The organism is Lentzea sp. NPDC005914 (assembly GCF_040629405.1).
In the GTDB taxonomy this organism is placed as follows: domain Bacteria; phylum Actinomycetota; class Actinomycetes; order Mycobacteriales; family Pseudonocardiaceae; genus Lentzea.
The window spans coordinates 321,267-343,663 of record NZ_JBEXVQ010000005.1 but is presented as its reverse complement, the minus strand read 5'-3'; the positions used below and the strand labels follow the sequence as shown (position 1 = coordinate 343,663).

The 22,397-nt window shown below is 69.6% G+C and carries 10 protein-coding genes (1 of these 10 only partly in view); 2 read left to right on the top strand and 8 right to left on the bottom strand.

Features of this window, described 5'->3' with window-relative positions:
* Nucleotides 1-66 precede the first annotated feature (66 nt).
* Nucleotides 67-777 carry a Crp/Fnr family transcriptional regulator gene (locus tag ABZ345_RS09720; protein ID WP_359844823.1) on the top strand — a complete coding sequence of 237 codons (711 nt, stop codon included), beginning with the start codon at nt 67-69 and terminating at the stop codon, nt 775-777.
* A gap of 31 nt (nt 778-808) precedes the next feature.
* A complete protein-coding gene (locus ABZ345_RS09715) occupies nt 809-1,213 on the top strand; it encodes a DUF6069 family protein (protein WP_359844821.1) in 405 nt (134 codons plus the stop codon).
* 50 nt (nt 1,214-1,263) lie between these two features.
* On the opposite strand, the gene ABZ345_RS09710 is transcribed toward ABZ345_RS09715, so the two are convergent.
* The 8 genes from ABZ345_RS09710 to ABZ345_RS09675 all read right to left on the bottom strand — a co-directional run.
* Nucleotides 1,264-2,265, bottom strand: coding sequence for a beta-ketoacyl-ACP synthase III (locus ABZ345_RS09710; RefSeq protein ID WP_359844819.1), 1,002 nt, complete (start codon nt 2,263-2,265; stop codon nt 1,264-1,266).
* A 13-nt stretch (nt 2,266-2,278) separates the two neighbouring features.
* Complete coding sequence (locus tag ABZ345_RS09705) at nt 2,279-3,646, bottom strand: aldehyde dehydrogenase family protein (RefSeq protein ID WP_359844817.1); 1,368 nt, start codon at nt 3,644-3,646, stop codon at nt 2,279-2,281.
* A 14-nt stretch (nt 3,647-3,660) separates the two neighbouring features.
* Nucleotides 3,661-4,335 (bottom strand): PAS domain-containing protein, encoded by a 675-nt coding sequence (locus tag ABZ345_RS09700; RefSeq protein ID WP_359844815.1) that lies wholly within the window; start codon nt 4,333-4,335, stop codon nt 3,661-3,663.
* Nucleotides 4,336-4,714: 379 nt separating this feature from the next.
* The gene (locus tag ABZ345_RS09695; protein ID WP_359844863.1) at nt 4,715-7,396 is read right to left on the bottom strand and encodes an AAA family ATPase; all 2,682 of its coding nucleotides are present in this window, start codon (nt 7,394-7,396) and stop codon (nt 4,715-4,717) included.
* Complete coding sequence (locus ABZ345_RS09690; RefSeq protein WP_359844813.1) at nt 7,396-10,005, bottom strand: LuxR C-terminal-related transcriptional regulator; 2,610 nt, start codon at nt 10,003-10,005, stop codon at nt 7,396-7,398. Before ABZ345_RS09690 ends, ABZ345_RS09695 begins: the two co-directional genes overlap by 1 nt.
* A gap of 153 nt (nt 10,006-10,158) precedes the next feature.
* Nucleotides 10,159-10,608 (bottom strand): hypothetical protein, encoded by a 450-nt coding sequence (locus ABZ345_RS09685; RefSeq protein ID WP_359844811.1) that lies wholly within the window; start codon nt 10,606-10,608, stop codon nt 10,159-10,161.
* A 74-nt stretch (nt 10,609-10,682) separates the two neighbouring features.
* Nucleotides 10,683-12,383, bottom strand: coding sequence for a 3-hydroxyacyl-CoA dehydrogenase family protein (locus tag ABZ345_RS09680; protein ID WP_359844809.1), 1,701 nt, complete (start codon nt 12,381-12,383; stop codon nt 10,683-10,685).
* Between the two features lie 13 nt (nt 12,384-12,396).
* On the bottom strand, nt 12,397-22,397 hold the final stretch of the coding sequence (locus ABZ345_RS09675) for an SDR family NAD(P)-dependent oxidoreductase (RefSeq protein ID WP_359844807.1). 20,050 nt of this gene lie beyond the right edge of the window; 10,001 of the gene's 30,051 nt are visible here — the last part of the coding sequence; the start codon falls outside the window, past its right edge; the stop codon is at nt 12,397-12,399.

Sequence of the window (22,397 nt, the reverse complement as noted above, 5' to 3'; positions counted from 1 at the left end):
GTTGGCCACCCTAACGTCGAGAGCACGCCCGGTCGCGCCTGTCCTCCGCACGAATTGGAGACCGAAGTGGCACCTCAGCTGCTCGCCCCGCCGCGGCCGGCCGTCCTCGCGCCCTCCACCGAGGCGTGGCGCCAGTTCGCCCACGCCCTCGAGCCCGTCGAGTTCGCGCGCGGCGACGTGCTGCTGCGCCTGGGTGTCCGCACCGACGAGCTGTTCGTGGTCCGCACCGGCAAGGCCAAGACGTGCTGCACCTCCACCGATGGCCGCGAGCTGGTGCTGGACTTCCACTGCGCGGGCGACGTCCTGGTCGAGCCGACGCTGTTCGACGCCTCCCCGTCCGTGACGACGACGGTCGCGATCACCGACGTGCGGGCGGGCAGGATCACCAGGGCCGACCTGACGAAGTGGCTGGCGCTGTGCCCGGAGATCACCGAGCGGCTGCTGGGCTGCGTCGCCCGCCGTCAGCGCGAGTCGCACCAGATGCGCATGGACATGGTGCAGATGGACGCCCCCGCCCGCCTCGCGAAGGCGTTGCTGCGCCTCGCGGGACGGTTCGGCGTCGACCGGCGCGGCGCCCTGCTGATGATCGAGGACCTCACCCAAGAGGAGCTCGGCCAGTACATCGGTGCCCGGCGCGACACGGCCAACAAGACGCTCTCGGACTTCTCCCAGCGCGGCTGGATCTCGATCGAGCGCAAGAGCATCTTCCTCACCGATCCGGCGCAGCTGTCGCGCCGGGTCCGCGTCGGCATGCCCGCTGTGCCCTTGCAGCGGTGACTCCGCCAGAACAACCCCGGGAGTACTCCTGATGTCAACGCAAACCCAGACCAGCACCGGCAAGGTCGTGCTGGGAGTCGCCGCCGCCATCGTCATCGCGGCGATCGGCAACGCCATCGTGTCCTACGTGGCCCAGGCACTCGGCGCCGACCCGAATGCCGTCGAAGGCCTGAAGCCACAGGGTTATGTCGTGCTGACCGCGGTCGGTGTGATCATCGCGGCGTTCGCGTGGGCGTCGATCCGCAAGCGCGCCAAGGACCCCGCCCGCACGCTGGGCAGGCTGGTGCCGATCGTCGTGCTCGTCTCGTTCCTCGCCGACGTCCCGGTGTACTTCCTGCCGGGCGCCTCACTCATCGGTGTGCTCGCCCTGATGCTCATGCACGTCGTCGTGGCCTCGGTCGCGGTCCCGATCTTCCGCCGCGTGCTTACGGTGTAGAACACTTCGCGAAACGGCCGGGGAGGTGTTCTCCCCGGCCGTTTCGGCGTTCACTCCGAGAGACTCAGCTCCGGCCACACCAACGTCGTGGCACCCCACGTCAGGCCACCGCCGAACGCGGTGAGCAACACCTTCTGGCCCGGCTGCAACTCCCCTGACCGCACACCGTGTGCAAGGGCCAGCGGAATCGAGGCGGCCGAGGTGTTGCCGACGTCGGTGATGTTGGAGACGAACTTGTCGCGCGGCACGTCGAGCTCGGCCGACACGGCGTCCAGGATCCGCGTGTTGGCCTGGTGCGCGATCACCTTGTCCACATCGGACGCGACCCAGCCCTGCCGTTTGATGGCGTTGCGCGAGGCCGCGGACATCCGGGCGACCGCGTTGGCGAACACCTCACGCCCCTCCATCTGGAAGAACTTGTCGCCGTGCGGCACGATGTCGCGCGACGACCGCTGCCGTGACCCACCCGCGGGAACCGTGATGAGGTCGGACAGCTCGCCGTCCGAGCCGAGGTCGAACGGCCCGAGAGCACCTGGCTCGTCAGGGGATCCGGCGCGCAGCACCACCGCCCCGGCGCCGTCGCCGAAGATGACGGACGTGGTGCGGTCCTGCGGGTTGAGGATCGTGGAGTAGGCGTCACCGCCGATCATGATCAGGCTGTCCACGATCCCGGCCGTGATCAGCCCGGCCCCGACGCCCAGCCCGTACACGAACCCCGTGCACACGGCCGCGATGTCGAACGCCGGGACGTCGACGAGGCCGAGCCGCGACGCGATCTCCGGTGCCGTCGCGGGGCAGGGCCTGTCCGGTGTCGTGGTCGCGAGGATCACCCCGCCCGCGCCCGGCACGCCGGCCGACCGCAGGGCCCGGCGAGCCGCCTCGACCGACAGGTCCGAGGTCGCCATGCCGGGTTCGACCACATGTCTCGTGGCGACCCCGATCCGCGTCCGGATCCACTCGTCGGTCGTGTCCAGCTTGGCTGTCAGCTCGTCGTTGGTGACCACTCGCGGCGGGAGCCATGACCCGAGTCCCGCGACCACCGCTGCGCGCATTCTCCGACCTTCCTCACCGTTCGTCCTCCAGCACTTCCGGCAGGAAGTGGCTGGGAAACCCTTGGAACACCACGGGACGCTGGAACCGCTCGACGGCGCGCACGCCGACGGAGGTGTGGAACGGGGACGTGGTCGCGGGCCAGGGTCCGCCGTGGTGCATGGCGGGGGTGGTCGCGATGTCGTTGGGCCACTGGTTCCACACGATGCGCCCGGCACGTCCGGTCAGCTCGCCGACCAGCTCGGGCAGGACGTCGTCGTCCTCACCCTGCACGGTCGCGGTGAGCTGTCCCGGCAACGCGGCGGCGAGCTCCAGCAGTTCGTGGCTGTCGCGGTAGGTGGCCACGACGGACACCGGCCCGAAGCACTCGGACAGCGCCTCGTCGTGGCCCGCCAGCAGGTCGGCGGCGGTGGTACGCAACAACGTCGGTGCGTGACCACCTGCTCCGGAACCGCCCTCGACCATCACGTCGAGGAACGCGGTCAGCGCCTCGACGCCGGTCTCGTAGCGCTTGGCCACGAGCTTGTTGAACAACGGTTCCGCCCGCAACGCGCGCACCTCGGCGGCGACGTCGCCGGCGAAACCCTCTGGTACCACGATGAGTCCGGGCTTGGTGCAGAGCTGTCCGCTCTGCTGCGCCAACGCCCAGGCGAACCCGCGCGCGATCTCCCGGCCACGGACACGCGCTGCTTCGGGCGTCACGAACACCGGGTTCACGCTGCCGAAGCCACCGTAGAACGGGATCGGCTCGGGACGGGTGGCGGCGAGGTGGTGCAGTTCGCGGCCCACGCGGGAGCTGCCGATGAACGCGACGGCCTTGATCCGCGGGTCGAGCACGAGCTGACGGGCGCGGCGCCGGCCGTGGACGAGCGCGAACACGCCCTTGGGCAGGACTTCCTCGACGATCTCGGCGGTGCGGTCGGCGAGCTCGGGGTAGCTGTGGCTCGCCTTCACCACGACCGGGCAGCCGGCCGCCAGCGCGGACGCCGTGTCACTGCCCGCCACGGAGAACGCGAACGGGTACGACGTGGAGCCGAAGACGGCGACCGGGCCGAGCGGGATCAGCATGCGGCGCAGATCCGGTCGCGGTCCGGGCGGCCAGGCGGGGTCCTCGCGGTCGATCACGACCCCGTTGACCGCACCCGAGCGCAGGTACCGCGCGAACGAGCGCAGCTGGAACGTGGTGCGGCCCACCTCCGCGCGCAGGCTTTCGCCGGGGAGCCTGCACTCCCACTCGGCCAATGCCACCAGCTCACCGGTCTCCCGGTCCAGCGCGCCCGCGACGGCGTCCAGTGCCGCCGCGCGGTCGTCCGGGCTGGTCGCGGCCCACTCGCGGGCGGCGTGCGCCGCCCGGTCCAGCACCGTGTCGATCGAGGACTGCATGGCCCCGGCCCGTTCTACTTGATGTAGTCCGCCGAGACCCGGGGCGGCCAGCTGGCGACGCTGAGCACGCCGAGGCTGTAGGCGCGGGAGACGAGCGCGGCGCGGTTGGGGGCCTTGAGCTTCTTGAGCATCGTGCCCACGTGGTACTCGACGCCCTGACGCGACAGGAACAGCCGCGAAGCCAGGCGCACGGTCGACTCGCCGGTCGCGATGCCCTCGAGGATGCGCGCGTCGAGGTCGGTGAGGATGCGGTTGCGGTCGACGACGACGGCGTTGGGCTGCTCGCCCTTCTCCGGGTTCACGACGACGACGAACTGCACCAGGTCGCCGTGCGCGTCGTGGACGGCGATGCCGGTGATGTCGCCGGTGAAGACGGCGTGGCGCGGGCCGATGCCGGCGAGGTGCTCGACGAAGCGCTGGCGGCGGCCCTCGACGAGACGGTCGAACTGCTTGCGCATCGGGCCGTGCACGCCGGGGTGCAGCAGCTCGTAGAAGCTGCGGCCGAGCAGTGACTCGCGGGAGTGCCCGAACTGGGTCACGAAGTCGTCGTTGGCCTCGACGACGCGCAGCTGGAGGTCGAGACGCGCGAGGCAGAGACCGGAGCGCTCCAGCAGTGAGCGGAACACGTCGGCGTCCGGAACGACGGTGGTGTGGTCATTTACCAAAGAACCAGCGGCAACAGTGTGCATCGGAGAGTGTCCCTCTCGATCTTGTCGAACTCGGCGTTCCGCAACTGCGCTTGGAAGACTCGAGGTGGTCGCGGGGCGGTCTAGAACAATTCCTGAGATTCCGCCTTTGACACGATGAATCGTAGGAAGATTCGCCGAACGCGGTCAACGAGGTGTGAGGGGTGGCCCCTAATGTTGTGGTAGGGGTGGGCCGGGGGTTCGGGGAGGCGTCCGAGTATTTCGGTAGGACGTTTCGGTGCCGTCTCACCTGATGACGCTCTACCCCGCTGAGCTGCGGAGTTGCCCTGTCAGCCGATCGAGACGCCACCGTGCGGTAACTGAGGTGCGACTCAACTGTGCGGGAAATGCGCACAAGAAATTCGTAGATGTGTCGCCGGTGTTACGCGGACGGCGGGCAGGCCCTCGCGAGTGCGCTGGCGAGTTCGGTTCGCCTGCGGATGCCGAGCTTGCGGAACGAGTTCGTGAGGTGCTTCTCGATCGCGCGCGAGGTCACGGCGAGTTCTTCCGCGATTTCGGCGTTGGTGAGACCCTGGACGGCGAGTCCGGCGACCTTGAACTCGCTGCGGGTCAACGCCACGGCAATGCCCGGAGAATTACCGTCGAGTTCCCTCGCGATTCTCGCGCCCAGTCTTCCGGCACCTGATCGGACCGCGAGCCGGTGCGCCTCGTCGAGGTGGCGCTGCGCTTGCGGGTCGCCATCGGCCCGTTCGCGCGCGCCGAGTTGAAGGAGTGCCTTGGCCCGTTCGAACGGGTTGGCGTGCAGAACCTGGACGGCCTCCTGGAGCATCTCGAGCCCCTTGCCGCCGGGTGTGTAGCGGCCCAGCACGTACAGCGCGCGCCCGATGCCGACCGGCGCGCCCCACTCGACCGCGCGGTCCCAGGCCTCGGCGGCGGCTTCTCGTGCGGCTTCGAGGTCGCCGAGCTGAGCGTGCAGCCTCGCTGTCGTGATGCACCAGGGCAGCAGCACGGGGTTGCGCCACCCGACGCTGTCCAGCACCCGCCCGCAGTCTTGGAAGCGCTCCAACGCCTGGGCGTGCTCCCCCGCCAGCGCTTCGCCCGTCGCGTGCAGCATCCGGTACACCGCGTCGCACCCGGCGGGTTCGTCTCGATCGGGGCGTGAGCTCAGTATTTTGGCGATCAGCTTGGGGTCGCGGAGTTCCATGGCGACGGCGGTGAGTCCGATGGCGGCTGTCGTCGTGTCTCCACGCCAGTCCAGCACGGCGAGGTCGACGGCGTACTCGGCGGCCCGGTGCGCGTCCCCCGGTTTGCCCTGGTGCATCAGCACGAACGACTGCTGAGCCAGTGTCAACGCCTTCTCGACGGTGTTCGTGGCCCGGCCGAGGGCTTGTTCCAGCCACGGCACGGCCTCGTGGGCGGCGTCCGCGGCGGCGAGAACCCTGATGAGCAACGGGATCGCGGAGTGGACGTGCCGCGGGTGCGGTGTTTCCTGTTTCAGCACGGTCCGAGCGATGTCGGCGACCTCGTGCGCGGGCATGCGGGCGGTGAGCATGGCGGCGTCGAGCAAGATGATCTGCAGTTCGCGTTGACCGGGTGTGCTGCCGTCGATCTGCTTGAGGCGTTCAGCGGAGTCGGTGAGCAACGCGGGATCGGCATGCCACACATACCGTTGCCGTGCCTCGAGCCGGTAGCCGAGTTCCTGGTGGTCGAGGTCTGCGGCGACCTGGTCGATGAGGTCGCGCACGGGTCGTGGCGCCTGGCCCAGCGCGGTGGGTGCGATCCGGACGAGCGCAGCCGCCCGATCCCTGACATCGCGGAACAACGGCACGGCGTAGGAGATGTGGCGAATCGAGGCGGCCGGATCGAAGAACCGTTCCGCCGTGGCGAGGTCGACGAGCAGCCGCGCGCGTTGCTCCGAGTCTCCCGGCACGTCTCGCAACGCCCGGCGCAGGTAGCGGGCCGCCACTTCGGGCGCGCCGCGACGCATCGCCGTGCCGGCTGCTTCGCCGAGCGTCTCGATCGCCCACCGCCCTTGTGTCGTCGTGACCGCGAGAAGCCGGGCCGCGACCTGTTCGGCGGGCCTGCCGTTGTCGTGCAACAGCTTCACGGCACGTGCCTGCCAGTCCTCGCGTTCGCTGACCGGCATCGACTCCTCGACCGCGTCTCTCACGGCCGGTCTGCTGATGACGAGCCCGGCGTGGTCGAGGATCCGTTGCGCTTCCAGGGCTTGCTGCTCGGTGAGCCCGGCAAGCTGTCCGGTGAGGTCGTCGTCTCCCAGCACGGCCACGGCCTTGGCGAAGTCCTGAGCGTGTTGCGGTTGTGTCGCAAGGCCGCGCACGAGTCGTTCCTTGAGACGAGCGGGCCTCAGCTCCCGGACGTGCGGCACCCGGTCCGCGGTCGGGCTGGTGACGTGGTGCAGCACCGCGCGCAGGAACAACGGGTTGCCGCCCGTGACGGCGTGGCAGGCGGCGACGAACTCGTCGTCCGGGGTCTGCCCGGTGCGGCGTTCGACGAGCTCGGCGATCGCCTTGGCCGACAACGGTTCCGGCCGGATCTCGGTGCGCCGGAACGCTTCCAGCCACGGGCCGCGCTCGCCGTCCCTGATCGCGGCGACGAGCAGGATCGGGTGGTCTCTCAGCGTTGCGGAAAGCTTGACGAGCCACCGCAACGACGGGTCGTCGGCCCACTGCAGGTCGTCGATCAGCAACACGATGGGCTTCTCCGCGCTCATGACCTGGGTGAGCGCGGTGAGGCCGCTGACCGCCGCTTCCTCGACGGCGAACGCGGAGTCGAGCTGCACGTCGAGCTCGAAGACGGGCTTCGCGAGCCCCGCCGTGCCGGTGAGCCAGCGGTCGCCGGCCCTGGCCAGCGCCGGTTCGAGCAACTGGCGGGCGACGCCGAACGCGAAGTCCTGTTCCAGCGGCGAACAGGTGGCGGTGAGGACCCGTACGCCGCCGGCCCGCTCGTGGAGTGCCTGCAGCAGCGCGGACTTGCCGCAGCCGAGGGGTCCGGTGATGGCGATCTGGTCACCGTGACCGTCGCGGGCACGCTGCAGTGCGCGGGTGAGCCGCCGCAGTTCGCCGGTGCGTTCGAGCAGGATCATCACGAAGCCAGGACGTCCGCCAGCTCTGTCCGGCTGGAGATGCCGAGCTTGCGGTACGCCCGCGTCAGGTGGACCTCGACCGTCCGCAGCGTCACGAACAGGTGGTCGGCGATCGCCCGGTTGGTCACGCCCGCCGCGGCCAGCTCGACCACCTTGCGCTCGCTGGCGGTCAGCACGGCCAGACCGTCCGCTGTGGACGCGACGCTCATCCGCCCGCCGACGCCGAGCAGCATCGTCCTGGCCGAGTCCGCCAGCGTCCGGCTCCGGGCCCGCAACGCCAGCCCGACGGCGGTCCGCAGGTGCGTCCGCGCCTCTCGCGCTTGGCCCGCGCCCGTCCATCGTTGGCCGAGCAGCAGCTCCGTGCGTGCCTGCTGGATGAGCGACGGAATGGCGGCGAACGCGTCGGAGGCTGCCTTCGCCATGTCCAGCGCCGCCGGTCCCGAGGTGGTGTAAGCCCGTGCCAGCAAGGAGAACGCGGCCGACTCACGCGACGGCCAGGCCTTGGCGAGCCGGTCGACCTCGCGCATCGCCGCGGTGGCGTCACGTCCGGCCAGGGTCAGCACCTGGATGACGTCGGTCCACGACGGCAACGCGCTGGGGTCGCTCAGCCCCGTGGCCGTCAGCACCGTCGCGCACGCCGTCATCCAGTCCGCGGCCAGCGGGATGTCGTCCCGCACGTACGCCAGCCACCCGCGCGTGCGCAGATACTCGCGGTGGGTCGGCGTGAGGTGCCGGATCGCGTCCTCGTCCACTTCGTCCAGCAGCTGTGCGGCGAGCGGCGTGTTGCCGGTCTGCAACGACAGCCAGGCCAGCAGGATCACCGCTCGCGGCAGCTGCCAGCCGCCGTCGCGCATCGCCTGGACCGCTGTCGAAGTGTCCTGTGTGGCCCGTTGGAGATCGCCCAGTGACATGTGCACCAACGCCCGTTGCACCAGCGACCGGCAGTGGGCGAGCGAGTCGCCGTTGCGGGAGAAGGCCTCGACGGCCCGGTCGAGCACGTCCAGTGCTTCCTCGGTGTGCCCGGCGACGCGCAGCACGGACGCGGCCGAGAGCATCGACCAGTCGGTCAGCGCGTCCGGATCGGCCAGCGCGGCCCGCGCATACCCGACCGCGGTCTCGATGCTGCCGCCGCCGCGCATGCTGGCTTCCGCGACGACGCCGAGCAGACACCGTTGTGCCGTGGTGTCTCCGGCCTTGGGCGGAAACGCCTTGGCCACGGCTCCCGCCACCGCGTGGACGTCGTCGAGGTCGATCGACAGCTGCACCGCGTCGAGCAGCGTGGACAGGTCCTCGGACAGTGCTGGATCTCTGGCAAGCCTGAGGAAGGTGCGCGTGCGCCCGGTCAGCGCGTGCTTCACGGCCAGCGCGGCCCGCAGGTCCGGGTCGGTGGTGCGGTGGAACGCGGCCGCGAGGTGCTCACAGGCCTGGTTCGGGTCGTGCCGGGACAGTTCGGTCGCGAGCTGGACCCGCAGCTCGACGTCGTCCGGGTCGAGCTCGACGAGTCTGCGGAGATAGCGCGCGGCCTCCTGCGGCCCTCCCGCCGTCGCGGCCTCTTGTAGCACCTGCGACATCCACGGCGTGTCGACGGCGGGCAGGTGCACGAGCTGGTCTGCAACCGCTCTCACGTCGTGGCCGGACTCGTCCAGCACGACGGCCGCGCGGTGCCGCAGATCGGTGACCTCGGCTGGGCCGAGCACCTCCAGCACACCCGCGCGGTACCACTCGCGGACGTGGTCGGGAAGGCCTTCGCCGAGCAGATGTTCCTTCCGCAGTGCGGAAATCCCGTTCTCGGCGATCCGTGCGGACACTCCGGCGAGCGGCCCGACCAGGTCCTCCCGGTCCACGACCACCAGCGCGGTCGCGATCGCGCGCAGGTGTTCGGGCTGGTCGCGCAACCGTCGCGCGGCGACCAGCTCGACGGACTCCTGCCTCAACGCCTTGGCCGCCCGGATGTCCGCCAGTACGGTCGTCAGGTGCCTCGGAATGCCACCGGACAGCCTCAGGCACAGGCTCGTGAACACGGCGTCCGGCGGGAAGTGCAGGGTCGTGGAGATCATGTCCGCCACCTGCGGCGAGGTCAGCGGCTGCAGCTCGACGACGTGCGCGCGGGCCAGCTCGACGTCCAGCGGCGCGTGGTGGGACAGCACTAGGCTGACCGGCTCCTCGCCCAGTCTGCGCAGGACGAAATCGATCCAGCGGACCGTCGCGCCGTCACACGCGTCGAGGTCGTCGAGCACCAGGCAGACGGGCGATCGCTGGGACAGCGTCACGACATCGCGCCACATACCCCGGTATACGCGGTAGAGGTCGGCGGCTGCCGGGTCGCGCAGTTCCGGAACGATCACACCTGTCTGGGCGAGGAGTCTTCTGGCGACGGCGAGCGGCAGGCGCTCGCCCCTGCCGACCGACGACAGCACGGCCGTCCCGGCACGGGACTCGGTCTCGGCGGCCAGACGCAGCACGGCGGACTTGCCGGAACCCCGGGCACCGCGCACGAGCACGGCCTGCCCGCCCGCGCCGCGACGGGCCGCGGTCGTGTGGTGCGCCACCGTGGTGAGCGCGCTCTCACGACCGAACAGCTCAGTGACGGGGCACGACTGGTTGTCCACCACCTACCGCCTCAGGCTAGAAGAGATGTCCGGCGCCTGAGGATAAATGCCCCAGGTGACCGGATCGCAAACTCCGCGCGGCAAGTGTCAAAGTCTGACAGGCTGATTCCGCAATGTGCGGGCGGCGAATCTCCCGCGGTTCCAGCCAGTGAACTAATACGCCACGACCCGGCCGGGCACGACCCGGTAGAGGCTGGGTTTCTCCGGCAGGAACGCGAGCCCGAACCGGGTGAGGAACTCACCGAACGCGGCGTCCACGAAGTCGGGATCGGGCAGCCCGTCCCACGTGTCGGCGGCCGCCCTGGCGACCTCGACCGCGGTGCCGTCGTAGACGACGAGGTCCGGCAGGTCGTCGGCGAAGTACCCGCGTGCCAGCGAGATCGGCGACACGCTGTCGTCGAGGAAGCCCACGACGTCCCACTTGCCCTCGGTCGCCTCGCTGAGCGCGAGCCGGGCGGCGACCTCCGACGAGGTCGCGTAGGTGACGCGGTAGCCGCGCCGCACCAACTCCTCGATCACCGCGAGCGCGGGCAGCGCCTGTCCCCGCACGGGATTGGCGAAGATCGCGACGTGCCGCCGTCCCGTACCGACCTCCTCGGCCATCTGTGATGACCACCTCTCTGCGAACGGCGAGCTGCCTGAAGGGAGTTCTACGGCAATTAATGCTCGGGAATCCCTCACTGTCCTTTGTTCACCAGCCGGAATCCGCTTCCCGTTTTCCTCCCGAGGTGCCCGGCGGCGACGAGCCGGCGCAGTTCCTCGGCGGGAGCGGGCTCACCTGTCCTCGAAGCGGCGCAGAGGGTCTCGAGAATGGCCAGCGACACGTCCAGGCCAATGGTGTCGAGGAGCGTGAAGGGACCCATCGGGTGGTGGAACGCCGTCACGATCGCGGTGTCGATCTCCTCGACCGTGACGTCGGTGCGGTCGAGCATGCCGATGGCGTCGTTCAGATAGGGGAACAGCACGTAGTTCACGATGAACCCGACGCGGTCCGCGCAGTCGACGGCGGTCTTGCGCAGCCACTTCACCAACGCGTGGGCGGTGATGTGCACGTCGTCGGCGGTGTGTTCGGTGCGGACGATCTCGACGAGCTTCATGACCGGCGCGGGGTTGAAGAAGTGCAGCCCGATGACGTCGGCGGGGCGGCTCGTGGCGGTCGCGCAGTCGGTGACGGAGAGGCTCGACGTGGTGGTGGCGATGATGGCGCCGGGTTTGAGGACGGCGTCGATGCCTTGCAGCACAGCGCGTTTGACGGCCATGTCCTCGGCGACGGCCTCGATGACTATGTCGGCGTCGCGCAGGGACTCGTAGCTCGTGCCGACGGTGAGCCGTGCGAGGACGTCCTGACGGTCCTGCTCGGACATCCGTCCTTTCTGGACGAGTCTGGTGAGAGACGAGCAGATCCGGTCGTAAGCGGCCTCGGCCTTCTCCTCGGTGCGGGCGACGAGCGTGGTCGGGATGCCCGCCACGATCAGGATCTCGGCGATACCGCGTCCCATCAGCCCAGCGCCGACGACACCGGCGCTGCGCAGCTCGCGCGGGTGCCCGTCGGTGATGCGGTTGCGCGGTGGCGGGATGATCTCGCCGCGGTCGTCGTAGCGGTGGAAGCCCCTGCCCGTCTTGCGGCCGAGAAGTCCTTCGCGGACCATGCGGTCCAGCAGCGGTGAGGGGATGTAGGAGTCGGATCCGGTGATCTCATGCAGTCGCCTCAGGTCGCTTCTGACCGTGTCGAGGCCGATGAGGTCGAGCAGGTGCAGTGGCCCGAACTTGAGGCCGCAGCCCAGTTTCAGGGCGGTGTCGAGGTCCTCGACGGTCGCGTAGCCGGCGTCGGCGAGGTTCATCGTGCGGTTCATGCACGCGTAGAGCAGCGCGGTGGCGGCCTCGGCGGCCCGGCCACCGACGCCGACGATCTCGGTGCCGGCCAGCCGGACTGCCTTGCGTGCCAGGTGGAGCGCCTCGGGTGAGGCCATGGACGTGCCGATGAGGCTGGCGTGATGTCCGTACGGCGGAGGGATGGAGTAGCGCAGTCCGACGACGCGGTCCGGCGCACCGGACGCGATCGCCAGCTTCGCCACCGAGAGCGTCGGTGTGGTGGTGAGGAAGACCGTGCCCGGCGCGCACTGCTCGGCGAGCCGTTGCAGCACGGTCTCCTTGGTGTGGAAGTCCTCCGGCAGTGCCTCGATGACGAGGTCGGCGCGTTTGAGGTCGATCATCTCCGTCGCGAGGGTCAGCTGCGGGCCGCTCAGCCTGCGGTGCACGCGGGCCAGCACGTCGAGATCGCTGTCCACGCCGATCACCTCGGCCCCGTTGGCGAGCAGGACCTTGGTGAGGCCCTCGCCGAGGCCGCCGAGCCCCACCACGCCGATCACCAGTGGCATAGCCGACTCCTTCTCAGAGACCGAGTTCTTCGTCGAGCATCGCGAACATCTCGTCGTCCGAAGCCGACTCGAAGTCCTTCTCCTGACTGGTGTTCTTGGCCCACTTCGTGCGCAGGACGTCGAGCCTGCCCGCGATCTGCTTGTGCAGCGCCTCGTCCACGCTGGCTTCGGCGAGCGCCTTCTCGAACGCGTCGAGGTCGGCGAGCACGCTCGGCAGCCCGGCCGCCGGCGCGTCGGCCAGCAGTTCGGACTTGAGGTGTGCCACCAGGTCCGCGGGCGTCGGGTAGTCGAAGACCAGCGTGGCCGGCAGCCGCAGCCCGCTCGCCTGGCCGAGCCTGTTGCGCAGCTCGACCGCGGTGAGCGAGTCGAAGCCGAGGTCCTGGAACTGCCGGTCCTCCTCGATGACCTCGCCCTCCGCGTGGCCGAGCACCTCGGAGACCTGGCCGCGCACGAGGTCGAGCAGCGCGTCCGTGCGTCCCTGGTCGGTGAGGCCGGTGAGTCGCTTGACCAGTGAGTCGGCGGTTTCCTGGCCTGCCACGGCTTTCTTCGACTTGGTGCGCACGAGGCCACGCAGCAGCGGTGCGACCTCGTGGTTGCGCAGGACCGCGAAGTCCAGCTTGACCGGGATCGGTGCCGCCAGGCCTGTCTGGAGCGCCTCGTCGAAGAGGGTGACGCCGAGTTCCCGCGTGATCGCGGGCATGCCGGTGCGGGCCATGCGTTCCGCGTCCTGGGCACTGAGCATGCCGGTGTCCCAGGCACCCCAGGCCATGCTCGTCGCCTTCTGCTCGTGCGCCTTGCGGTTCGCGGCCAGTGCGTCGAGGAACGCGTTGCCCGCCGCGTAGTTGGCCTGGCCCGCGTTGCCGAACGTGCCGGCGACGCTGCTGAACAGGATGAGGTTCGCCTCCGGTGCCAGCTCGTGCAGGTACCAGGCGGCGTCGACCTTCGGCTGGAGCACCGGGTCGACGCGGTCCAGCGTCAGCGACTCGATGGTGCCGTCGTCCAGCACGCCCGCCGCGTGGATGATCGTCGCCGGGTTGTGGGTGCTCAGCAGTTCGGCGAGCTCTGCCTTGTCGCTGACGTCGCACGCCACCACCGTGACGTTCGCCCGCAGGTCGCTGACGTCGGCCTGCCCGCTGCGGCTCGCCAGGACGAGCTCTTCGACCCCGTGGTTCTCGACGAGGTGCTGGGCGATGATCCGCCCGAGACCGCCCGTGCCGCCGGTGATCAGGACCTTGCCGTGCTCGACGGCGCTCTCCTCGCGTTCGGCCCTGGTGAGCCGGCCGCCGAGGATCTCGCCGTCCCTGAGCACGATCTGCGGTTCGTCGGCGTTGAGCGCCTGGCGGAGCACCGCGAGGCTCGAGCGCCGGTCGTCGATGTCGAGCAACCCGAAGCTGCCGGGGTGCTCGGACTGCGCGACCCTGACCAGGCCCCAGATCGCGGCCGCGACCGGGTCCGGAACGTCCTGCGGGGTCGCCGCGACGGCGTTCTTCGTGACGAACCAGAGGCGTCCCGGGCGGAGGCTGGTGATCCACTCCTGGACGTTGATCAGCGCGTCGGACACGGCGGCGTGGGTGGAGTCCACGACGTCGTCCGAGTAGGCGACGATCTCGGTCACCACGACCTCGGCGTCGGCCGTCTCGATGTTGTCGTAGACGCGTCCGGCGACGAAGTGGTCGACCAGTGCGAAGTGGTCCTCGCCCGCGATCGCCACCGTCGCCTCGATCGGTTCCGTGGCGTTGATCGGCGTCCAGTCGAGCCTGAACAGCGCGTCGCGCGTGGTGTTCTCGGTGAGCTGCCCGGCGCTGACCGCCCGGATCACGAGCGACTCGACCTCGGCGACCGGGTTGCCCTGCGGGTCCGCGATGACGATGTGCATCGCCCCGCTCTCGTCCCGCGTCATCCGCACCCTGACCGCGGCCGCCCCGGTGGCGTGGATCTTCACGCCCTCCCAGCTGAACGGCAGCCCCGCTCCCCCGTCGCCCTCGGCCAGCAGCGCGGTGTGCAGCGTGGCGTCGAGCAACGCCGGGTGAATCCCGAACGCTCCGGGCTCGATCCCGTCCGGCAGCGCGACTTCCGCGTACACCGCGCCTTCGTGCCGCCAGGCGTGTCGCAGCCCCTGGAACGTGTCCCCGTAGGCGAACCCGATCTCCGCGAACTTGTCGTAGACGTGGTCGAGGTCGATCGGTTCTCCGACCGGCCAGGTGTCGAGCCTCTCTCCGGTGTTGTCGCTGCTGCTGAGCACACCGCCGGCGTTCTCGGTCCACGGCAGATCCGTGTCCTCGGGCCTGCTGTAGATCGTGACGGCGCGCTTCTCGTTCTCCTCGGCGCTGATCGCGACCTGCAGCTGCACCCCGCCCTGCTCCGGCAGCATGAGCGGTGCCGCGATCGTCAGCTCCTCCAGCGTGTCGAGCCCGAGCTCCTCCGCCGCCTTCAAGGCGACCTCGACCAGCGCCGCACCCGGCACCAGCGCCCGTCCCATGATCACGTGGTCCGCGAGCCACCCGTGCGTCCTGAGCGCGATCCGGCTGGTGAACAGGTGCCCGTCCTGCCCGGCCAGCTGCACCGCCGCCCCGAGCAACGGGTGCCCGACCCCGGTGAGCCCGGCCGACTTCACGTCGCCCGCGCTCTCCACGACCTTCGGCCAGTACGACTGCCGCCGGAACGCGTAGGTGGGCAGGTCGACCTTCCTGGCCCCTTCGAGCAGCTGGCTCCAGTCGACGCCGACACCCTCGGTGTGCGCCTGCCCCAACGCGGTCAGCACCTGCGTGACCTCGCCGTGGCCGCGCCCGCTGACCGGAATCGCCCCGTCCACCAACGGCGCGAGGGCCGCGTCGGGCCCGATCTCGATGAACGTCATGTCTCCGAGCGCGGTCACGTTGTCGTGGAACCGCACCGCGTCCCTGACGTGGTTCACCCAGTAGCCGACCGTAGTGACGTCCCCGCTCGCCTGGAACGGGATGTGTGGCGCACTGAAGGCGATCTCGCTGATCGCCTCCCGGAAGTCCTCCAGCATCGGCTCCATCAACGGCGAGTGGAACGCGTGACTGACCTTGAGCTGCTTGTACTTCCACTGCTTGGCGATCTTGAGGACCTCGTCCTCCTCACCCGCCAGCACCACGGTCCGCGGCCCGTTGATCGCCGCGATCGACACGTTGCCCGTCAGGTAGGGCGTCACCTCCTCCTCCGAGGCGATGACCGACACCATCGCCCCGCCAGCCGGAAGCATCTGCATCAACGCGGCCCGAGCCGTGATCAGCTGGCACGCGTCCTCGATCGTCAGCGTCCCGGCAACATGCGCCGCCGCCACCTCACCGATCGAATGCCCGGCAACGTGATCCGGCCTGACCCCGAACGACTCCAGGAGCCGGTACAGCGCCACCTCGACGACGAAGAGCGCCGGCTGCGCATACCCGGTCTGGTTCAACGCCTCCTGGTCCTCGCCCCACATGACCTCACGCAGCGCCGGGTCCAGGAACTGCAAGACACCGTCGAACGCCTCGGCAAACACCGGGAACGCCTCGTACAGCTCACGCCCCATCCCGATCCGCTGCGACCCCTGCCCGCTGAACAGGAACGCCACCGGCCGGCGCTTCACCGACCCTCGCGCCACCACCGCGCCGTCCAGCACCACCGCCCGGTGGTCGAACAACGTCCTAGCGCTCAACAACGAGTACGCGACATCCTTCGCGTCCCCGCCGACCCGCGTGATCCGCTCGACCTGCCCGTCCAGCGCCGCCTCGGACCGCGCCGACACCACCAACGGCACCGGCACCGCGACCGACCCAGCCCCGTCCTGCGACCCGGCCTCAACCTCTGGCCCAGCCGCAACCTGTTGCCCGGCCCCGGCCTGCTGCCCAGCTTCAACCTGCTGCCCAGCGCCGATCTGCGACCCGGCCCCAACCTGCGGAATCGATCCCGATTGGCCGGCCCCCTGGGGGGATCCACCCCCCATCCCAATCATCTCAGCCAGGTCTGACAATTCCGGACCACCCGCCGCCTCCAAGATCACGTGCGCATTCGTGCCCGAGATGCCGAACGACGACACCGCCGCCCGCCGCGCACGCCCCACCGAAGGCCACGCCGTGTTCTCCTGCAGCAGCTCGACCGCACCCTCGCTCCAGTCCACATGCGAGGAAGGCGTGGCAGCGTGCAGCGTCCGCGGCAACACCCCGTGCCGCATCGCCTGTACCATCTTGATGATCCCCGCGACACCAGCGGCAGCCTGCGTGTGACCGATGTTCGACTTGATGCCACCGAGCAGCAGCGGCACGGAGCGATCCTGCCCGTAGGTCGCCATCAGCGCCTGAGCCTCAATCGGGTCACCCAAAGAAGTACCGGTGCCGTGCGCCTCGACAGCATCCACATCAGCAGCACTCAACCCAGCAGACGCCAACGCCTGACGAATCACGCGCTGCTGCGACGGCCCGTTAGGCGCCGTCAGACCGTTGGACGCACCGTCCTGGTTGATCGCCGAACCCCGCACGACCGCCAACACCGTGTGCCCAAGACGCACTGCATCGGACTGACGCTCCAACACGAGCAGACCGACACCCTCAGACCAACCGACACCATCAGCCGAGTCAGAGAACGCCTTGCACCGTCCGTCCTCCGACAAACCCCTCTGCCGTGAGAACCCGACAAACGAACCAGGCGTCGACATCACCGTCACACCACCGGCCAACGCCAGCGAGCACTCACCGGCCCGAAGCGCCTGCATGGCCCAGTGCAACGCGACCAACGACGAAGAACACGCGGTGTCGATCGACACCGACGGCCCCTCGAGCCCGAGCGCGTAGGACACCCGGCCCGAGATCACCGAAGGCGAAGCGCCGGTCGACCCGAAGCCTTCGGTGTCCGCACCGCCGATGAGCTGCGTGTAGTCGTTGTACATGACACCGGCGAACACACCGGTCGAGCTGCCCCGCAACGACGCCGGCGCGATCCCGGCTCGCTCCAGCGCCTCCCACGCCGTCTCCAGCATGAGCCGCTGCTGCGAGTCCGTGGCCACCGCCTCGCGCGGCGACATCCCGAAGAACTCCGGGTCGAACAGGTCTGCGTCGTGCAGGAAGCCACCGGCCCGGACGTAGGAGGTGCCGGGGTTGTCGGGGTCCGGGTGGAACAACGTGTCGAGGTCCCAGCCGCGGTTCGTCGGGAACGGCGTGATCGCGTCGACCCCCGAAGCCACCAGCTCCCACAGGTCCTCCGGCGACGAGACACCGCCGGGGTAACGGCAGGCCATGCCCACGATGACGATCGGATCGTCCGAAGTGGACACCAGCGCGGGCAACGACTCCACCGGCGACATCGCACCCAGCAGCTCGTCCTTCAGATATCCGGCCAGCTGCGCGGACGACGGGTAGTCGAACACCACGGTCGCCGGCAACTTCAGCCCGGTGACCGCCGTGAGCCGGTTGCGCAGCTCCACCGCCGTCAACGAGTCGAACCCGAGCTCCTGGAACGCCCGCGCCGGATCGACCGCCGCGATCGTGTCGTACCCGAGCACGGCCGCGACCTCGCCGCGAACCAGATCCACCAACGCGTCCAGCCGTCCGGCTTCGTCCAGAACGGACAGTCGCTGCACCAGCCCCGAGGCCGTCTCCGACCCGGCGACCTTCCGCCGCGCCTTCACCCGGATCAGCCCGCGCAGCAACGGCTTCACATCACCGTTCTGCTTCAACGCCGCGAGGTCGAGCCGCACCGGCACGATGGCGGCTTCGGCACCGGCCACCGCCGCGTCGAACAACCGCAGCCCCAGCTCCGGCGAGATCGCCGGCATCCCCGAGCGCCGCATCCGTTCCGCGTCCTCGGCCGACAGCATGCCGGTGTCCCAAGCACCCCAGGCGAGCGACACACCCGGCAGCCCGTTGAGCTGCCGATGCGAGGCCAGCGCGTCGAGGAACGCGTTGCCTGCGGCGTAGTTGCCCTGCCCGGCGTTGCCGAACACACCGGCCGCCGACGAGAACACCACGAACTGCGTGGCCTCCGTGGCGAGGTCGTGCAGGTTCAGCGCTGCGTCGACCTTGGCCCGCAACACCGCGTCGACCCGCTCCGGCGTCAGCGACTCGATCACACCGTCGTCGAGCACACCGGCCGCGTGCACGACACCCCGAACCTTGTGCTGCTTCAACAACTCCCACAGCGCGGCCCGATCAGCGACATCGCAGGCGACTACGGAAACCTTCGCTCCCAACGACTCCAGCTCTTCGACGTCACCCTGACCGCTGCGGCTGACCAGAACCAGCTCGGTGACCCCGTGGTTCTCCACCAGGTGCCGCGCCACGATCCTGCCCAGCCCACCGGTACCACCGGTGATCAGCACCGGGCTCTCCCACACGGCCCCGTCTCCACCCGCGACCCGGCCGAGCCGCGCCGCGCGAGCCTCACCGTCACGGATCACCAGTTGCGGTTCGTCGAGGTCCAGCACCCCGAGCAACGTCGCCAGCGACGATTCCTCGGCGTCCAGGTCGATCAGCCCGAACCGGTCTGGGTGCTCGGTCTGCGCCGTCCGCAGCAACCCCCACACCGCCGCACCGGCCAGGTCGTCACCCTCGACCGCACCGCGCGTGACGAACACGAGCCGCCCGTCGCGGTCCTCCCGGATCCACTCCTGCACCAGCTCCAACGCCCGGTGCGTCACCGCGCGGACCGACTCGGCGTTCTGCTCCCCCGCGACCGGCACGAGCACAACATCCGTGTCAGTCAACGAAAGCAGGCCCTCGACCCGTCCTACCGACAGCCCGAGCACGTCCGGCCCGAGCACGCTGACCGTCTTGCCCGCCTCGGCCGGCGGCACCGCGACCGGCGTCCACTGCACGGAGAACAACGCGTCCAGCTCAGCAGGCTCCTCCGCGGCGACCGCCCGCATCACCAGCGACTCGACGGACGCCACCGGGTTGCCGGCGGGGTCGGCGAGCGCGATCCGCAGCCCGTTGTCGTCCCGCGTTATCTTGACCCGCAACGCCGTCGCGCCGGTCGCGTGCAGCGACACGTTCTCCCAGGCGAACGGCAGCCCGGCCGCCCCGCTCTCGTCCAGCAGCGAGGCGTGCAGAGCGGCGTCCAGCAGCGCCGGGTGCAACCCGAACGGCCTGACACTCACGTCATCCGGCAGCGCGACCTCGGCGTACGTCGTGTCACCGTCGCGCCACGCCGCCCGCAGCCCGCGGAACATGCCGTCATAGGCGAACCCGGCCTCGGCGAACTTCTCGTAGCAGCCCTCGACGTCAACGACCTCAGCCCGGGGCGGCCAGACCGACGCGTCGAACTCGACCCGCTGCTCACCCTTGGCCAGCACACCGCTGACGACCTGAGTCCACTGCGAGTCAACGACTTCGTCCGGCCGCGCGTGAATCGTGAACGTCCGGCGCTCGTCTCCCGCGGACACCTTCATCTGCAGCGCCAGGCCACCGTGCTCCGGCAGCACCACGGGCGCCGACAACGTCAGCTCTTCCAGCCGGTCCAGCCCGACCTCGTCCCCGGCCCGCATCGCGAGCTCGACGAGCGCCGCGCCCGGCACCATCACGCGTCCCATGATCGTGTGGTTGCGAATCCACGGATGCGTCCGCACGGCCAGCCTGCTGGTGAACAGGAACCCTTCACCGTCAGCGAGTTCGGCCGACGCGACGAGCAACGGGTGCCCCACCGCGACCATGCCCATCCCGGACGCGTCGTCCCCGCCGACCCGCACCGCGGGCCAGTACCGCTGGTGGTCGAACGCGTAGGTGGGCAGATCGATCTTCTTGCCACCCGAGCAGAACCCGCTCCAGTCGACCTTCACGCCATCGACGTGCAGGCGAGCCAGAGCGGTCAGCGCCGCGACGCGCTCACCCTTGTCCTTGCGCAGCAAGGGAATCGCGTCCTCGACGATCGCGCTCAGCACGCCGTCCGGCCCGACCTCGAGGAACGTGGTCGCGCCACCGTCGCGCAGCCTCTGCACGTTCTCGCTGAACCGCACGGCGTCCCGGACGTGGTTCACCCAGTACTCGACGGTCGTGACGTCCCCGCCGGCCACCATCGTGAGGCTCGGCGGGCTGAACACGACCTCCGCCAACGACTCGCGGAAGTCCTCCAGCATCGGCTCCATCAACGGCGAGTGGAACGCGTGCGACACCTTCAGCCGCTTGCTCTTCCACCGCTCAGCGACCGCGAGCACCTCGTCCTCGTCACCCGCGATCACCACCGACCGAGGCCCGTTGACAGCCGCGATCGACACCCGCCCTGTGAGATGCGGTAGCACTTCTTCCTCAGAAGCCTGAACCGCGACCATCGCGCCACCCTCAGGCAACGCCTGCATGAGCGCCGACCGAGCCGTAACCAGCAAGCACGCGTCTTCCAGGCTCAGCACCCCGGCAACGTGCGCCGCGGCGATCTCACCGATCGAGTGCCCGGCCACCTGCTCCGCCCGGACCCCCCACGACTCGACCAACCGGTACAGCGCCACCTCGACCGCGAACAACGCCGGCTGCGCGACCCCGGTCTGGTTCAACGCCTCCTGGTCCTCACCCCACATGACATCCCGAACCGCCGGGTCCAGGTACATCAGCACACCGTCCAGCGCCGCGGCGAACACCGGGAACGCCTCATACAACTCGCGCCCCATACCGACCCGCTGCGACCCCTGCCCGGAGAACAGCACCGCCAGCGACCGCTGCGACAACGCGGTCCCCCGCGCCAGCACCTCGTCCCCGAGCACCACGGCCCGATGCTCGAACTGCGCCCGCGTCCTCAACAGTGAGAACGCAACATCCTCCGCCGCCCCCTCAACCGCCTTGATCCGCTCAACCTGCCCGTCCAACGCCTCCGCAGTCTTGGCCGACACCACGAACGGAATCGATCCCGCCTGGGCCCCCCAGGGGGAGTCCGAGGTCCCCACTCCAAGCGTCCCACGAGGGCCCGACATCTCCGCGCCAGCAAGATCCACAACTACCGACTTGTCCACAGCCACCGAGTTGTCCACAGATTCCGCCAGCCCCGCTTGACCAGCTATTTCACCCGGTACGCTGGAAAACGGGGGGATCCCCGAGCCCGGCGCTTCCAAGATCACGTGCGCGTTCGTCCCGGAGAAACCGAACGACGAGACGCCCGCCCGGCGCGGCCGCGACACCTCAGGCCACGGCGTGGCCTCGGTGACGAGCGAGACCGCACCCTCACTCCAGTCGACGTGCGTGGACGGCTCCGTGATGTGCAGGGTCGGCGGCACAACGCCGTGCCGCATGGCGTGCACCATCTTGATCACACCCGCAACACCGGCAGCCGCCTGCGTGTGCCCGATGTTCGACTTGATGCCACCGAGCAGCAGCGGCACCGAACGATCCTGCCCATAGGTCGCCAACAAAGCCTGCGCCTCGATCGGGTCACCCAAAGTCGTTCCGGTGCCGTGCGCCTCGACCGTGTCAACGTCCTGAGTGGACAGTCCGGCCGACGCAAGCGCTTGGCGGATAACCCTCTGCTGCGACGGCCCGTTGGGCGCCGTCAAACCGTTCGAAGCACCGTCCTGGTTGATGGCCGAACCACGCAGCACCGCCAGTACCGTGTGCCCATGACGCAGAGCGTCGGACTGACGCTCCATCACCAGCAGACCGACACCCTCGGACCAGCCGACACCATCCGCGGACTCCGAGAACGCCTTGCACCGCCCGTCCTCCGACAGCCCGCGCTGCCGGGAGAACCCGACGAACGCGCCCGGCGTCGACATCACCGTCACACCACCGGCCAGCGCCAACGAGCACTCACCCGCCCGCAGCGACTGTGCCGCCAGGTGCATCGCGACCAGTGACGACGAGCACGCGGTGTCGATCGACACCGACGGCCCTTCGAACCCGAAGGTGTAAGAAACGCGGCCCGAGACGACCGACGGTGACGTTCCGGCACCCTGGTGTCCCTCGGAGTCGGCCTCGACGATCTGCGCGTAGTCGTTGTACATGACACCGGCGAACACACCGGTCCGCGAACCCCGCAGCGAGGTCGGGTCGATTCCCGCCCGCTCCAGCGCCTCCCACGTCGTCTCCAGCAGGATGC